We start from the raw sequence: 15,934 nt of genomic DNA on the forward strand, positions 1-15,934 counted from the left end.
GGAATCCATGCAAAAAGGAGGAAAGAAGTGGCCACGTCGGTTGTTTCGGTTCTCGACTGGTGGGCACGCGCCAAGCCGGACCGGGTCGCGTTAGTCTTCGGTGACGACCAGGTCGACTACCGGCGGTATCGGGACTGGACCAGCCGGGTGGCGAGATCGCTCGTCGCCCGCGGCGTCGCACCCGGTGACCGGGTGGCGCTGCTGGCCAACAACTCGCTGGAGTGGGCGGTCACCGCGATCGGTGTCCTGCGGGCCGGCGGCGTCCTGGTTCCGATCAACCCGCGGCTGGTCGCGGGGGAGATCCGGTCCTTCTTCGAGGAGGCCGGGGTCCGGCTGGTCATCGCCGAGGGCGCGTTCACCGCGACGCTGAAGGAGGTCGCGGGCCAGCTCGACGGCGACCTCGACATCGTCGAGATCGCGGCCGTCGAAGCGCTGCGTACCGGCGAGACGGGCGGCGAGGCCGGCGGCGTGAAGGTCGGGGAGACGGGCGCCTTCCGGGTGGACCGCGACCAGCACGAGCCGATGACGGTGCTGTTCACCAGCGGCTCCACGGGGCGGTCCAAGGGCGTCATCTGCACCAACCGGACGATGCTCGACATCGCCTTCGAGGCCTCGCTGCGGGAGGACGCGCTCAACACCGGGGTGCGGACCCTGCTGGTGCTGCCGCTCTGCTTCACCCCCGGTGTCGTCTACGGCCTGTTCATGACCGGCATCCTGGGCGGCACCCTCGTCATCGAGCCGGGGTTCGACGCCGCGCGGGCGGTGCAGCGGCTGGCCGAGCATCACATCCAGGCCATGTTCGGTGTGCCGCTGCTGTGGGAGTCGATGGCGCGTACGCCCGGCTTCGCCGAGGCGGACCTGTCGAGCCTCGGCTCGGCGGTGGTCGGCGGCGCGGCGGTGTCCGTGCCGCTGCTGCGGGCCTGGGGCGCCAAGGGTGTCGTGCTGCGCCAGATCTACGGCATGACCGAGGTCGGCGGGATCGCCACCGCGACCCTGCCCGAGGAGGCCGAGGAGCATGCCGCCACCTGCGGCGCCGGCTCCCCGTTCACCGACCTGCGGGTCGTGCGGCCCGACGGCACCGACTGCGAGCCCGGCGAACCCGGCGAGATCATCATGCGTGGGCCGGGGGTGACCCCCGGCTACTGGGCGGCGCCCGAACTGACCGCGCAGGCGATCCGGGACGGCTGGCTGCACGGCGGTGACCTCGGCGTCCGCGACGCCGACGGCCGCATCGGCTTCGCGGACCGGCTCAAGGATCTGATCATCTCGGGCGGCATCAACATCTCCCCGTTCGAGCTGGAGGCCGCCCTGATGACGATCCCCGGCATCTCCGAGGTCGCGGTCATCGCGGCGCCGGACGAACGGTTCGGCGAGACCCCGGCCGCGATCGTCTCCGTCGCCGCGGACTCCGACCTCGACGAGGCGGCGATCGTCGCGGCCTGCGCGACCCGCATGGCGGACTACAAGGTGCCCCGGTACGTCGTGATCCGCCGTGATCCCCTGCCCCGGCTGCCCAGCGGCAAGCTCGCCAAGCCCGCGATCCGGGACGAGTACCGCGACGTCACCGAACGTTTCCCGAAGGTGCGATGAACCTGTGAACACAGATCTTTTCGAGTCCGACCACGAGCTCTACCGGGAGACGGTGCGGGCGTTCGTCACCCGGGACGTGGTCCCCAACCTGGAACGGTGGGACGCCGAGCGCCTCATCGACCGGGAGACCTGGAAGCGGGCCGGCGCCGCCGGGCTGCTGGGTCTCGCGGTGCCCGAGAGCCACGGCGGGGCCGGGGAGCGCGACTACCGGTTCCGCGTGGTCCTGCAGGAGGAGGTCGCCCGGGTCGGTGCCTCCTCGCTGCAGTCGTCGTTCTCCACCAACGACGACATCGTCCTGTCGTATCTGCTGGAGATGGCCACCGAGGGGCAGCAGGCCCGATGGCTGCCCGGCTTCGCCACCGGCGAGACGGTCGGCGCGATCGCGATGACCGAACCGCAGACCGGCAGCGACCTGCGCGGCGTCGCCACCACGGCGGTCCGCGACGGCGACGACTGGGTGATCAACGGGTCGAAGACGTTCATCACCAACGGCATCCTCGCCGACCTGGTGATCGTCTTCGCCCGGACCGGCACCGACGGCGGCAGCCGCGGCTTCAGCCTGTTCGTCGTCGAGCGCGACACCCCCGGCTTCGAGCGCGGCCGCAAGCTCGACAAGGTCGGCCTGGCCGCGCAGGACACCGCCGAGCTGTTCTTCCGGGACGTCCGGGTGCCCGCCCGCAACCTGCTCGGCGTCGAGGGCGGCGGGCTGCCGGCGCTGATGCGCAACCTGCCGCGGGAACGGCTCGGCATCGCGATCGCGGGGCAGTGCTCCGCGGAGGCCGCGTTCGCCTGGACGTTGGACTACGTCCGCCAGCGCCAGGCGTTCGGCCGCCCGGTCGCCGAGTTCCAGACGGTCGGGTTCGCCCTCGCCGAGCTGCGGACCCGCATCGAGGTGACCCGCGCCTACATCGACCGCTGCGTGCGCGAGCTCAACCGGGGCACCCTGAGCGCGGTGGACGCGGCGAAGGCGAAGTGGTGGGCCACCGAGATGCAGTGGAAGGTCGTCGACACCGGGGTCCAGCTGCACGGCGGGTACGGCTACATGACCGAGTACCCGATCGCGCGGGCGTTCCTCGACGCCCGGGTCCAGCGCATCTACGGCGGCACCAACGAGATCATGAAGGAGATCATCAGCCGGGACCTCGTCTGGAGCTGACGCCTCACAGCACAGTGGCCCGGGCCGCGACGAACCTCGTCCGCGGCCCGGGCCACTGTCGTTGGATCTGTCTGTCGCTGGATCTGTTGCCTTTCTGGAGCGCCGCCGGCTCAGGCGGCCGTCGCGCCGGCGCTGACCGAGCCGAGGTAGGCGGCCTCCAGCTCAGCCCGGCGCTCGGCCAGCTCGGCCCGGGTACCCGACAGGGTGATCTCCCCACGGTGCAGGACGTACGCCCGGTCGGCGGCTTCGAGCGCCAGGAACAGGTGCTGTTCCACCAGGACGACCGCCAGCCCCTGCTCGGTGGCCAGCCGGCGCAGGATGCCGACGAGCCGCTGGCAGATCTTCGGTGCCAGGCCCAGGCTCATCTCGTCCACCAGCAGGACCTTCGGCCGCTGGTAGACGGCGCGGGCCAGCGCGAGCATCTGCTGCTCCCCACCGGAGAGCAGGCCGGAGCGCCGGTCGAGGAGCCGTTCGAGCTCGGGGAACAGCTCGAGCACCCGGCGCAGGTCACGTGCCCGGCGCGCGCCCGCGACCGCGAGGTTGTCGCGCACCGACAGGTTCGCGAACAGCGCGCGCTCCTCGGGGACATGGCCCACCCCGGCCCGGGTCACCGCGCGTGGCTGGTGCGCCGCCACGACCTTGCCACCGACCGACACCTCCCCCGCGCGGGCCCGGACCAGCCCCGAGATCGTCAGCAGCGTGGTCGTCTTGCCCGCACCGTTGCGCCCCAGCAGCGCGACGATCTCGCCCGGGAGGACCTCGAACGAGATCCCCCGGATCACCGGCGCCGAGCCGTACCCCGCGGACAGGCCGGTCACGGCGAGTGCAGCTGTCATGGCGACTTCTCCTGTGTCTCGCTCTGCCGCTCGTCCAGGTCCACGCCGCCCGCCTCGGCGCTGTCCGTCTCGGCGCGGTCGTGGTCCGCGCCGTCGTGGTCCGCGCCGTCTTCCGTGGTGCCGAGGTAGGCGGCCCGGACCGCGGCTGACGCGCTGACCTCGGCCGGCCCGCCGGCGGCGATCACCCGGCCGAACTCGAGGACGTACACCCGGTCGCACACGGAGAACACGAGATCGACGTCGTGATCGATGAGCAGGACAGCCCGCCCCCCCGTCGCCATCGCCCGGATCGGATCGGCGAGCGCCGCCGACTCCCGGCTGTCCAGGCCGGCCGCGGGCTCGTCGAGCAGCAGCAGCCGGGGGCGGCTGGCCAGCGCACGCGCCAGCGCCAGCAGCCGCTGCTGCCCGTGGGACAGGTCCGGGGGGAGCGACCCGGCGTGGTCCGCGAGGCCGAACCGGTCGAGCAGCGCGGCGGCCTCGTGGCGCCCGCCGGGACGCCGGCCGTGCCCGATCAGCACGTTCTCGGTCAGGGACAGGTCGTCGAACAGCTCGAGGTGCTGGAACGTCCGCACCAGGCCGAGGGCCGCCCGCCGATGCGCGGGCAGCCCCTGGATCTGCTGGTCACCGAAGTGGATGGTGCCGGTGGCCGGCACGAACCCGGTGACGGCGTCGATGAACGTCGTCTTGCCGGCACCGTTCGGCCCGATCAGCCCGACCACCTCGCCCGCGGCCACGGACATCGTGACCTCGTCCAGCGCCCGGACCCCACCGAAGGCGACACCGACCCCCTCAGCCCGCAGCAACATGCGGATTCACCTCCTTCGTGGTGGTGGCGGTGGTCGACTCCACCCCAGCGATCGACTCCGCCCCAGCGATCGGCTCCGCCACGGCGATCGCTTCCGTCGTGACGGTCGGCTCCGTCGTCGTGGTCGGCTCCGGCGCCGTGGTCGTCCGCCTGGCCAGCTGCCGCAGCCGTGGGGTAAGCCGCTGCCGGGTCAGGCCGGCGAGCCCGTCCGGGCTGCGGATCGCGACGATGATCAGACCGATCGAGAGGATCAGGGTCTCGTAGTCACCCAGGCCCGCCCACTCGTGCAGGGCGACCGAGACCAGGCCGCCCGAGTAGAGGGTGCCGCCGACCAGTGCGCCCGACACGCTGGTGATCCCGCCGAGGTAGACCGCGACGAGCAGGCCCAGCGAGGTGAAGGTGCTGTAGGAGGCGTACGACAGCTGGCCCTGCTGGTAGGCGAGCAGGGTGCCGCCGACGCCGGCGAGCGCCGAGGAGATCGCCGCGCCGGTCAGCTTCACCCGGGCGGCGTTGATGCCCGCCGCCGCGGCGGCCCGTTCGCTGCCACGGACCGCGAGCATTCGCCGGCCCAGCTCGTGGCGCCGCAGCGCGGCGACCCCGAGGGCCGCGGCGACGGTGACCACCAGCACGAAGTAGCCGAACGTGACCCGAGGGAAGTCCTCGGCGCCGCCCCGGATGCCCAGCGAGAACCCGAAGATCTCCGGCTGGGGCACCGTGGAGCCGCTCAGGCCGCCGGTGACCTTGGGATTCTTGAAGATGAACTCCTCGATCGCGACCGCGGCGGCCAGCGTCACGACCGCCAGGTGCAGGCCACGGACCCGCAGCGCCGGCACCGCGACGAGCAGGCCGAGCGCGGTGGCCGCCAGCACGGCGATCAGCGGCCCCACCGGGAACGGCACGCCGCCGTCGGCGGTCACCTTGCTGAGGGTGAACCCGGCGACGCCCGCCAGCGACATCTGCGCCAGCGAGATCTGGCCGACGAAGCCGGTCAGCACCACCAGGGAAAGACACAGGACCGCCGCCACCCCACTGGTGATCATCCCGAGCCGCCACTGGCTCGACAGCAGGGGCAGCGCGATCGCGGCGGCGGCCACCGCAGCGGCGATCGGCACCGGCCGCAGCCGCCCGGCGGGTGCCGGCGGGAGCCGGTCCTGGGCGGTGCCGCGGCCGGGCAGCCGCCGGCCCGCCACCATCAGCATCAGCACGACCAGCAGGAACGGCAGGCCCTGCTTGAGGCCGTTCTGTGGCAGCCAGCTGAACTCACGGGTGAGGTAGAGCAGCCCGGACTGCAGGCCCCCGAGCGCCAGCCCGGCGACGGCGGCGACGGCCACCGAGCTGAGCCGGCCGACCAGCGCCGCGCCGAGCGCGGGCACGATCAGCAGCGTGAAGCTGCCCGCCTCCAGCGAGGTGGTCGGCGCGATCAGGATGCCGACCACGGTCACCACGGCCCCGGCGAGCAGCCAGCTGACGGCGGCCAGCCAGCGGGGCCGCAGCCCCAGCAGGATGGCAGCCTTCTCGTTCTCGGCGGCACCGCGGGTGGCCTTGCCGAACCGGGTGCGGGTCGACCACAGATGCAGCGCGGCGGCGAACAGCAGCGCGATGCCGGCGAGGTACAGGCGGTCCCGCGGCAGCGTCGCCCCGAGAACCGTGACCGGCTCGTTCGGCAGGATGGCCGCCACCGACCGCGGCGCGGACCCGAAGCGTTGCAGGATGAGCGCCTGCACCGCCAGCATCACGCCCACCGAGGCGACGACCCGTGCCAGTGGCGGCGCGGCGTGCAGCGGCGCGAAACACAGCAGGTAGATCAGAAGTGTGAACAGCAGCGCGTGCGCCAGCACCAGCAGCATGCACAGCGCCACGGACGGTTCGGTCCCGAGGTCGATGTGGCCGACGGGCAGCACGAGGATCCCGTGCCGGCGCAGGTCCGCGTACTGCAGGACACCGAACAGGGCGGTCGCCCCGAAACCGAAGTGGATGACGCCCGAGGCTCGGTGGACGAGCACGATCCCCGTCGCGAATGCGGCGTAGATCGCGCCCGACCCGAGTCCCAGGATCACGAACGACAGGAAGTCCACCGAGCACCTCTCAGGCCGGCCGGTCCAGGGGAACGCTCAGGAGGTCGTCCAGTCGCTGGCCGGCACCGGCTTCCCGCCCTCGATCCGGACGATGCGGACGCTGCCGTTGCACACCGTCGACACCCCGGTCAGCGCGGTCCCGTCGCAGGAGTAGCTGTCGTCGAGGAAGCCGTCCTGATCCTTCGAGGCCTTCAGCGCCTCGAGCACGGACGCGGCGGTGACGTCCTTGCCGGCCCGGCCGAGGACGCCGAACACGGTCATGGCCACGCCGAAGCCGTTCGTGTGCGAGGACGTGATCTCGTCCTCGGCGACGTCCGCGTAGTCCTTCATCGCGGTCACCAGGGTCGACACGTCCGGGTCGTCCGGGTCGGTCTGCGGGGAGAGCTGCTCGGTGGTGATCAGAGCGCCGTCGGCGGCGGCCCCGGCCGCCTCCAGGTTCGCCGGGTCGAGGCAGCTGCTCGGATAGATCATCTGCGTCCTGATGCCGAGCGACTGGGCGGACTGCATGATCAGCGAGCAGGAGGGCGAGACGAACATGACCACGACGGCGTCCGGCGAGCCGTCGTTGGCGGCGGTGACGGAGGCGGTGAAGTCCGTGGCGGTCGGGGACTCCTTGACGATCTGGACGTCGCTCACCTTCCTGGCGGTCAGCACCTTCTGGAGGCTCTCCGCGGCCGCGACGCCCGGCGGCGTGTCGTTGGCCAGGATGGTGACCTTGTCGGCCTTGATCTCATCGGTCACATAGCCGGCCACGCCGGCGAACTGGCCCGGGCTGCCGCCCAGGAAGGCGAAGACACCGTCGCCGGTCAGATCCGTGCCCTGGATCGGCAGGATCGGCACGTAGGGGATGCCGGCAGCGCGGATGATCGCGGTCGCGGACGGCCCGGAGAAGTCGAGGCCGGAGATCACGAGCGGAACCTTCGCCTCGACCATCTGGTTCGCACAGCGCTGGGACGCCTCGGGTGATCCGTCGACGGTGCAGTTGACGAACTCGACCGGCCGGCCGTCGACGCCGCCCTGCTGGTTGTTGAGGTACTCCGCGGCCGCGGACGCGCCCGTGCGCAGGTCCGGGAAGGAGCCGGAGGCGGCCTGCTCCTGGTTGATGAAACCGATACGGATCGGTTCGCCGGTGGCCTTGTTCGCGGCGGCGGGGGCGCTGCCGCCCTCGTCCTCACCGCCGCCGCACGCCGCGGCACCGGAAAGCAGCATGGCCGCCAAGGCTAAGCCGCCGACAAGCCTCTTGGGTCGCGTCATCTATCTCTCCAATACAAGACCGGGGTTCGACGGCATGCGAAAGGAGCACCTGGCCGCCGCCTGGCGCCGGACAGGTACAGGAACACACGTCGAGGAATGTCTGTGGCGCCTTCCGCGGCGGGGTCCCGGGTCCGGCCAGAGGAAGGCGTACAGGTGGGTGGGTACCAGTGTCGGAACAACCTAAAGGCATTTGGTTAACCTGGCAAGACCCATCCCGGGGGCATCCGGACACCCCCGGATCGGCACGACTGCCAGCCCGTCAGGCCGGACCGAGCCGGCCCCAGCCCGCAGCCGCCAGCGCCCGGCGCCCGGCGCGCGAGCAGGCGAGCAGGCGAGCAGAGGGTCACCCAGGGCGACGACGGGCATGACCCCACCAGGAAACGCACCGGAGCCCGACCAGTGGGCAGCCGACCTCGGAGCCGGCTCCGGCACCGATTCTCACCGGCACCCGACGGCCAGCCTCCAACAATGCCCGGCTGTGACGGCGGGTACATTTCGGCCGCATTGCAAAGCTGACCGGGACCCGACACCGGGCCATCCAGGCATAATCATCCCCATGCCACGCCCGAGCCGCCCGCTCCTGAGCCGGAAAAGCATTGTCGCGACATCCCTCGAACTAATCGACAGGGACGGTCTCGCGACTTTCAGCATGCCGGGCCTCGCCAGCGCGATGTCCGTTCGGGCGGCATCTCTTTACCATCATTTCCGCGACAAGGCGGAGATTCTCTCCGAGGTCGCCCGGTACATGGTCTCGCAGACCGCGATCCCGGCCCGGCCGAGCCGGGACGAGTGGCAGGAGTGGTTCGTGGCACTGGCCGCGAACCTGCGGGACGTCCTGCTGGAGCACCCCCACGCGGCCCCGCTGATGCTGCAGTTCCCGCCCCGCGACATCCTGGTCGCCGTCACCGAGAACTCCGCCGCCGTACTGGTCGAGTACACCGACTTCCCGAGCTACGTGCACATCCTGATTCTCGACACGCTGGAGAAGGTCACCCTCGGCGCCGCACTGTCGGAGGTCATGAAGGCCCCGGAGAAGCGGGATCTCATTTATCCGCACGTGGACCACGTCGAGCACCCGATCCTCACCCGCGGGCTCGCCTCGAATCCGTGGACGGTGGACGAGATATTCCGCGAGTCGGTACGGGCACTGCTCGCCGGAGTCGCGACCCGGTTCGAGCAGCCGCGGGTCGGCACTCCTTGACCGCCACCTGATCACCCCCGGATCGCCCACAGCCGACATCGCGCACTCGTCAACGGCCACGGCGATCAGGCGACCGGTTGACCGGCCATCCCGACCCCATTAACCTACAACCTGTAGGTATCTGGCGTCGGGATGAGGACGAGTGCCGTCCCGCCGCCAGACCGATTCCCTGAGCACGAGCCGATCCGCCGCACCGCGACGGGTGGCCGGCCGGTCGGTTCGCGGAGGTGCCGGATTGGACAGGTCGACTCTCTTCATCGACGGTCAGTGGCTGGCCGCGCCACGGACGGTGGACGTGCTGGAGGCGGCCACCGAGAAGACGCTCGGCCAGGTCGCGCTCGCCGGGCCCACCCAGATCGACCTCGCGGTGACGGCGGCGCGGCGCGCGCTGCACGGCCCGTGGGCCGCACTGACCGGCCCCGAGCGCAGCGACCTGCTGAAGCGCTTCGCCGCCGAGCTGCGCACCCGCGCCGCCGATACGGCCGTACTGGTCAGCCAGGAGAACGGGATGCCGATCCGGCTCTCCCGCGCCGCCAACGGCTACAGCCCCGCGATGATCGTCGACTACTACGCGGATCTGATCAGGGACGCGGCACCCGACGAGATCCGGGCCGGCGTTCCGCGCGGGAGGACGATCGTCCAGCACCGGCCGGTCGGCGTCGTCGCCGCGATCACCCCGTGGAACTACCCGCAGCCGCTCGCCGCGATGAAGATCGCCCCTGCGCTCGCCGCCGGCTGCACCGTCGTGCTCAAGCCGGCACCGGAGACCACGCTCGACGCGCTGGTGTTCGCCGAGGCCGCGCTCGCCGCCGGCCTGCCCCCGGGGGTACTCAACATCGTGGCGGGTGACCGGGACGCCGGTTCGTACCTCGTCGCCCATCCGGGCGTCGACAAGGTCGCCTTCACCGGTTCGACCGCCGCCGGCCGGGCCATCGGCGAGGCCTGCGGACGGCTGCTGCGTCCCGTCACCCTGGAGCTCGGCGGCAAGTCCGCCGCGATCGTCGCCGCCGACGCCGACCTGGACCTGTTCGCGGCCCGCCTGCCCGAGGTCTCACTGGCGAACAACGGACAGACCTGCCACGCCTGCACCCGCATCCTCGCCCCCCGTGCCCGGTACGACGAGGTCGTGGACGCCGTCACAGAAACGGTGCGCGGCCTGACGATCGGGGACCCGCTGGAGCGGTCGACCGCGATCGGGCCGCTGGTCAGCGCGGCGCAGCGGGAGCGGGTGCTCGGCTATGTCGAGGCGGGGCGGGCCTGCGGGGCACGGCTGACGGTCGGCGGTGGCCGGCCCGCGGACCAGCCCGTCGGCTGGTTCGTCGAGCCGACCGTGTTCGCCGATGTCGACAACACCAGTGTCATCGCCCGCGAGGAGATCTTCGGCCCGGTTCTCTGCGTCATCCCCTACCGGGACGAGGCCGAGGCGGTGGCCCTCGCCAACGACTCCGAGTTCGGCCTGGCCGGCTCCGTCTGGACCACCGACACCGAACGCGGCCTGGCACTCGCCGACCGGATCGAGACCGGGACCATCGGCCTCAACCACTACGCACTCGACCTGGGCGCACCGTTCGGCGGGACCAAGGCCAGCGGCCTGGGCTGGGAGCTCGGGCCCGAAGGCCTCGCCCCCTACCGGCGGCACCGCTCGGTGTATCTGGCACCGGAGTGAGCGGTATCGGAGGATGTGGCATCGCAGCACGCGGTTCCGCGGAACCGTGCCATGTGATGCGGTTCCGCGGAACCGCGCGGCACATGGCGCCGCAGGACACGGCGCGCAGCAGGCAGGACACAGCACGGGAAGGTAGCGCCGATGACCGCTGACCGCACCGCGGCGATCGCCGGGCTGGGCATGACCGAACTGGGCAAGGTCTACGGCCGATCGGCGCGCGGCCTCGCCGCCGAGGCCGTCCGGCTCGCGGTCACCGACGCCGGCCTGCGGCTCGGCGACGTCGACGGCCTGCTGGTCAGCAACGGCCTGGCCGGCAAGGTCGGCGTGGAGCTGGCCGGTGCCCTCGGCCTCGGGCAGCTCGGCCTGCTCGCCGACATCAACGCGTTCGGCGCCACCGCCGGGGTGATGGTCGCCCAGGCCGCGCAGGCCATCGCCGCCGGCTCCGCCACCACCGTCGCCTGCGTGTTCGCCGACGCGCCGCTGGCCCCGAAGCGCAGCGCCGGCGAGGCCTGGGGTGGCGCGGGCCGCAAGCCCCGCGCGCTGACCGGACTGGCCGGCTGGCAGCTGGCGTCCGGCGGGGTCAACCCGAACATCCTGTACGCGCTCGCCGCCCGGCGGCACATGCAGCGTTACGGCACCACGTCGGAACAGCTGGCCGCGATCGCGGTCGCCCAGCGGGCGTGGGCGGCCGGCAACCCGCTGGCGGCGATGCGGGAACCGCTCACCGTGGCGGACCATCAGGCGTCCCGCCCGATCGCCGAACCGCTGCACCTGCTCGACTGCTGTCTGGTCAGCAACGGTGGCATCGCGGTCGTGGTGACCTCCGCCGAGCGGGCACGGGCACTGCGCCACCCGCCGGTGCACGTCCACGGGTACGCACAGGCACACGAACCCCGCCGGATGCACGCCGGCTCGCCCTGGGGCCTGGTCACCCCGGCGGCACGCAGCGGGCCGGCGGCGATGCGGATGGCCGGCATCGGGATCGGTGACGTCGACATCTGCGAGCTGTACGACTGCTACACCTACACCGTGCTGGTGACGCTGGAGGACTACGGGTTCTGCGAGAAGGGCGACGGCGGCGCGTTCGTCGGCGACGGCCGGCTCGCCCCCGACGGCAAGCTCGCCTGCAACACCGGCGGCGGCCAGCTGTCCTCCTACTACATGTGGGGGATGACCCCGCTGTCCGAGGCGGTGGTCCAGGCCCGCGGCGCCGGTGGCGCCCGCCAGGCGCCCCGCAACGACATCGTGCTGGTCAGCGGCAACGGCGGCATCCTCGAACATCACTCGACGCTGGTGCTCAGCCCGCACCCGCGGACGTCCTCAGGAGGCCTGGGATGAGCGACGGCGCGTTCCCGCCGGTCGCACGGGACGACGCGAGCGCGGCGTTCTTCGACGCGGCCGCGCGCGGTGAGCTGCTGGTGCGCCGCTGCCTCGACAGTGGCGACGTGCTCGGCCCGGAGGCCCGGACCTGTACCGGCTGCGGCTCGGCCCGGCTGGAGCCGTTCGTCGTCTCCGGTCGGGGTGTGTTGGTCACCTGGGCGGTCGTCCACCAGGTTCCGGTGTCGGCGCTGCGTGGCGCCGTCCCGTACGTGACCGCCGTCGTCGAGCTCGCGGAAGGCCCGTGGCTGCTGGTTCGCCTGGTCGGCACCGACGGTCGCGACATGCGGGCGGGCCAGCCGGTGAGCGCCCGGTTCGTCCGGCCCCAGCGACCCGACGACGGCTCCGGAGCCGAAGGCGGCGAGGCTCCCGGCGAGGTCCTGCCGGTCTTCGCACCCGACGCACGCCTCACAGCGCGCGGCTAGCCGACGGTCAGCGCGGCCCACATCGCCACCCCGGCGAAGTGAGAATTTCGGTTGTTCGGGAGCCTGTCGCAGAGTGGCGCCGATCAAGATTGCTAGTCGGTGGGAGGCGTGGGGGCGCCCTCCATGAACGTGGCCGGACCTCCGAGGGTCCGGTAGCCCGGCTTGGTGAGTTGCAAGCGTGAAGGATTCTGGTTGTTCTGACGACCGAAATCCTTCACGCTTGCGGTTTGCCAGGCGATCTTGCACCCCTTTTGCCTTTATAGAGGCGAACTGCCGGTGCCGCGGGGATACCGAGCCTGCCGCCGCGAGGCCCGGATCGACATATCCGTCCCGCTGACGATCTAGGCACGCCCACGGTAACCTAATGCCATAAGGTTTACGAGGTCGGCCGCTGTTCGCCGACGTCAACGTCTCGTAACTCGACAAGGGGTGAGGAACGTGCGCGCCCAGGAGCAGATCGAGGACCTGGTCGTCCAGCAGCGGGAGGCGGTCGCCGAGGGCGTCGTGTGCCTGACCATGGCCCGGCTGGACGGCGGCGCGGTGCCCGGCTGGGAACCGGGCGCCCACATCGACCTGCTGCTCGGCCCCGGGCTCGGCGCTGGTGCCGGCACCGGCACCGGCACCGAGCCCGGGTCGCCGGCCGGCGGGGAGGAGCCCTTCGTCCGGCAGTACTCGCTGTGCGGCGACCCGGGTGATTCGTCCACGCTGCGCATCGCGGTGCTGCGGGCTCCGGGCGGGCGCGGAGGGTCGGCCTACGTCCACGACCGGATCGGTCCCGGGGACGTGGTGCGGACCCGCGGCCCGCGCAACCACTTCACGCTGGTCGACAGCCCGGAGTACCTGTTCGTCGCGGGCGGCATCGGCATCACGCCGATCATGCCCATGATCGAGAAGGCCGAGGCGGCCGGCGCCGAGTGGGCGCTGCTCTACGGGGGGCGGGCCAGGTCGTCCATGGCGTTCGCCGCGCAGCTCGCCGACCGCTACGGCGAGGACCGGGTGATGCTCCGTCCCGAGGATGAGTTCGGGCTGCTCGACCTGGCCGGCTTCCTCGGCGCGCCGCGCGACGGGGTCGCGATCTACTGCTGCGGCCCGGAGCCACTGCTTGCCGCGCTCGAGCGGCTGGCCGGCTCGTGGCCGGCGGGCGCGCTGCACCTGGAACGGTTCTCGCCGAAGGAGATCGTCGATGCGCCGGCCGCCGGCGAGTTCGTCGTCGAGCTCGCACGCAGCGGCACGGCGGTCACGGTGCCGGCCGGCAGATCGATCGTGGACGCCCTCGCCGACGCGGGGGTGGCGGTGCCGACGTCCTGCCGGGAGGGCACCTGCGGGACCTGCGAGACCGCGGTGGTCTCCGGGGTGCCCGACCACCGGGACTCGCTGCTGACCGAGGACGAACGGGAAGGCGGCACGGTGCTCATGCCGTGTGTCTCCCGGGCGCTGTCCCCCGTCCTCGTACTCGACTTGTGATATGTGATATGTGGTCAGTGATGAACGGGGCGGGACGGATGAACACGGGACGGATGAACACGGGCTGGACGAACAAGGCGCGTAGGCCGTGACGGGGCCGGTGCTGGAGACGACGGAGGCCCGGCCGGGCGTCCTGCTGGTGCGGCTGAACCGGCCCCGCGCGCTCAACGCGCTGAACACCGAGCTCGTCGAAGGCCTACGTGAGGTGCTGGGCCGGATCCAGGACGACTCCCGGGTCCGCGCGGTCGTCCTCACCGGCGCCGGGCGCGGGTTCTGCGCCGGCCTCGACCTGAAGGGCTACGGGGAGATCCCCGGTGCCCCCGAGGCCGGGGAGGGGACGACGCAGGCCGGGATGCGGCTGCAGCGGCGCATCGCCGATCTCGCCGACGGGTTCCGCCGGGTGCGGGCCCCGATCATCGCCGCGGTCAACGGCCCAGCCGCCGGCGCCGGCCTGTCGATCAGCCTGTTCTGCGACATCAGGGTCGCGGCGGCCTCGGCGACCTTCCACGCCTCCTACATCCAGCGCGGGCTCGGTGGCTGCGACATCGGGGTGAGCTGGACGCTGCCGCGGATCGTCGGCTTCTCCCGCGCCGCCGACCTCCTGCTCACCGGCGGCTCCCTCGACGCCACCGAGGCCGAGCGGATCGGCCTGGTCTCCGCGGTCGTCCCCGACGACGGCCTGCTCGACGCCGCGCTCGACAAGGCGTCGGCCATCACCGCGCACAGCCCCTTCGCCGTGCGGATGACGAAGGAGGTGCTGTGGTCGAACCTGGAGATCCCCAGCTTCCGGGCCGCGCTCGACCTGGAGAACCGCAACCAGATCCTCTGCTCGACGACCGCGGACCATCAGGAGGCGGTCGCCGCCTTCCTGGAGAAACGCCCCGCGGTGTACACGGACCGTTGACGTCCTCACCCGCGTGAGCGCGGGAGATTCCAAGGCGAGGAGATCCTGATGGGCCCACTGACCGGGCTGTGCGTCCTCGAGCTGGCGGGTATCGGCCCCGGCCCGCACGCGGCGATGATCCTCGCCGACCTGGGCGCGGACGTCGTCCGGGTCGACCGCCCCGGCAGCACGGAACGTGAGCCGCTGCTGCGTGGGCGGCGCTCCGTCATCGCCGACCTCAAGACCGACGCCGGGCGTGAGCTGGTGCTGCACCTCGTCGCGAAGGCCGACATCCTCATCGAGGGCTACCGGCCCGGTGTCGCCGAACGGCTCGGGGTCGGCCCGGCCGAATGCCACGCGGTGAACCCGCGGCTGATCTACGGCCGGATGACCGGCTGGGGCCAGGACGGCCCGTGGGCCCGGCAGGCCGGCCACGACATCAACTACATCAGCCTGACCGGCGTCCTGCACGCCGTCGGCCGGGCCGGTGAGCGGCCGGTGCCACCGCTGAACCTCGCCGGTGACTTCGGCGGCGGGTCGATGTTCCTGGTCACCGGTGTCCTCGCCGCGCTCTGGGAGCGGGAACGCTCCGGGCTGGGCCAGGTCATCGACGCCGCGATGGTGGACGGCGCCAGCGTCCTGGCGCAGATGATGTGGTCGATGCGCAGCCTGGGCGGGTGGACCGACGACCGGGGCACGAACCTGCTCGACGGCGCCGCGCCGTTCTACGACACCTACGAGTGCGCCGACGGCGCCCACGTGGCCGTCGGCTGCATCGAGCCGCAGTTCTACGCCCAGATGCTGGCGCTGCTCGGCCTGGACGCCGCGGCCCTGCCCGACCAGTACGACCAGGCCGGCTGGCCGGCGCTGCGTGCGACACTCGCGGACGCCTTCCGAGCCCACCCCCGCGACCACTGGGCGAAGGTGTTCGACGGCTCCGACGCCTGCGTCACCCCGATCCTCAGCTGGGGCGAGGCGATCGAGCACCCCCACCTCGCCGCCCGCGGAACGCTGCTCGACCTGCACGGCGCCCCGCAGCCCGCCCCGGCCCCCCGCTTCTCGCGCACGGTGCCGGACCGGCCCACCGCAGCCCCCGAACCCGGCGCCCACGCCTCCGAAGTGCCCGCCGACTGGGGCATCTGACCAACACCGAGACCCGCTCCCGTCACATGTGATCATTGACTGTCGTGATCGGGAGCGGG

The 15,934-nt window shown here is 72.1% G+C and carries 13 protein-coding genes; 9 read left to right on the plus strand and 4 right to left on the minus strand.

Features of this window, described 5'->3' with window-relative positions; all coding sequences use genetic code 11:
• The first annotated feature begins 27 nt into the window (after positions 1–27).
• Together ACG83_RS31690 and ACG83_RS31695 are read left to right on the plus strand one after the other, a co-directional pair.
• A complete protein-coding gene (locus ACG83_RS31690; RefSeq protein ID WP_054569916.1) occupies positions 28–1,590 on the plus strand; it encodes a class I adenylate-forming enzyme family protein in 1,563 nt (520 codons plus the stop codon).
• A gap of 4 nt (positions 1,591–1,594) precedes the next feature.
• Positions 1,595–2,746 (plus strand): acyl-CoA dehydrogenase family protein, encoded by a 1,152-nt coding sequence (locus ACG83_RS31695; protein ID WP_054569917.1) that lies wholly within the window; start codon positions 1,595–1,597, stop codon positions 2,744–2,746.
• Between the two features lie 110 nt (positions 2,747–2,856).
• Here ACG83_RS31695 and ACG83_RS31700 read toward each other — a convergent pair whose 3' ends face one another.
• From ACG83_RS31700 to ACG83_RS31715, 4 genes are read right to left on the minus strand one after another with little or no spacing between them, the layout of a single operon-like run.
• The gene (locus ACG83_RS31700) at positions 2,857–3,582 is read right to left on the minus strand and encodes an ABC transporter ATP-binding protein (RefSeq protein WP_054569918.1); all 726 of its coding nucleotides are present in this window, start codon (positions 3,580–3,582) and stop codon (positions 2,857–2,859) included.
• Positions 3,579–4,388: an ABC transporter ATP-binding protein gene (locus tag ACG83_RS31705; RefSeq protein WP_054569919.1), complete on the minus strand. Its 810-nt coding sequence runs from the start codon at positions 4,386–4,388 to the stop codon at positions 3,579–3,581. Before ACG83_RS31705 ends, ACG83_RS31700 begins: the two co-directional genes overlap by 4 nt.
• Positions 4,372–6,462 (minus strand): ABC transporter permease, encoded by a 2,091-nt coding sequence (locus ACG83_RS31710; RefSeq protein ID WP_054569920.1) that lies wholly within the window; start codon positions 6,460–6,462, stop codon positions 4,372–4,374. The genes ACG83_RS31705 and ACG83_RS31710 overlap by 17 nt, the downstream gene beginning before the upstream one ends.
• Before the next feature lie 36 nt (positions 6,463–6,498).
• Positions 6,499–7,716: an ABC transporter substrate-binding protein gene (locus tag ACG83_RS31715; protein ID WP_083473746.1), complete on the minus strand. Its 1,218-nt coding sequence runs from the start codon at positions 7,714–7,716 to the stop codon at positions 6,499–6,501.
• A gap of 649 nt (positions 7,717–8,365) precedes the next feature.
• Between ACG83_RS31715 and ACG83_RS31720 the strand changes: the two genes are divergently transcribed.
• The 7 genes from ACG83_RS31720 to ACG83_RS31750 all read left to right on the plus strand — a co-directional run bounded on the left by ACG83_RS31720 (position 8,366) and on the right by ACG83_RS31750 (position 15,875).
• Positions 8,366–8,917 (plus strand): TetR/AcrR family transcriptional regulator, encoded by a 552-nt coding sequence (locus ACG83_RS31720; protein ID WP_198955756.1) that lies wholly within the window; start codon positions 8,366–8,368, stop codon positions 8,915–8,917.
• A gap of 235 nt (positions 8,918–9,152) precedes the next feature.
• Complete coding sequence (locus ACG83_RS31725) at positions 9,153–10,583, plus strand: aldehyde dehydrogenase (protein WP_054569923.1); 1,431 nt, start codon at positions 9,153–9,155, stop codon at positions 10,581–10,583.
• A gap of 141 nt (positions 10,584–10,724) precedes the next feature.
• Complete coding sequence (locus ACG83_RS31730) at positions 10,725–11,921, plus strand: thiolase family protein (RefSeq protein ID WP_054569924.1); 1,197 nt, start codon at positions 10,725–10,727, stop codon at positions 11,919–11,921.
• Positions 11,918–12,385 carry a Zn-ribbon domain-containing OB-fold protein gene (locus ACG83_RS31735; RefSeq protein WP_054569925.1) on the plus strand — a complete coding sequence of 156 codons (468 nt, stop codon included), beginning with the start codon at positions 11,918–11,920 and terminating at the stop codon, positions 12,383–12,385. Before ACG83_RS31730 ends, ACG83_RS31735 begins: the two co-directional genes overlap by 4 nt.
• Before the next feature lie 438 nt (positions 12,386–12,823).
• On the plus strand, positions 12,824–13,849 hold the full coding sequence (locus ACG83_RS31740; RefSeq protein WP_054569926.1) for a PDR/VanB family oxidoreductase: 1,026 nt from the start codon (positions 12,824–12,826) through the stop codon (positions 13,847–13,849).
• A gap of 88 nt (positions 13,850–13,937) precedes the next feature.
• On the plus strand, positions 13,938–14,753 hold the full coding sequence (locus ACG83_RS31745; RefSeq protein WP_054569927.1) for an enoyl-CoA hydratase/isomerase family protein: 816 nt from the start codon (positions 13,938–13,940) through the stop codon (positions 14,751–14,753).
• Positions 14,754–14,798: 45 nt separating this feature from the next.
• Positions 14,799–15,875, plus strand: a complete 1,077-nt coding sequence (locus ACG83_RS31750; protein WP_054569928.1) for a CaiB/BaiF CoA-transferase family protein — start codon at positions 14,799–14,801, stop codon at positions 15,873–15,875.
• Positions 15,876–15,934: the final 59 nt, after the last annotated feature.

It is taken from the genome of Frankia sp. R43, assembly GCF_001306465.1.
GTDB classification, from domain to species: domain Bacteria; phylum Actinomycetota; class Actinomycetes; order Frankiales; family Frankiaceae; genus Parafrankia; species Parafrankia irregularis.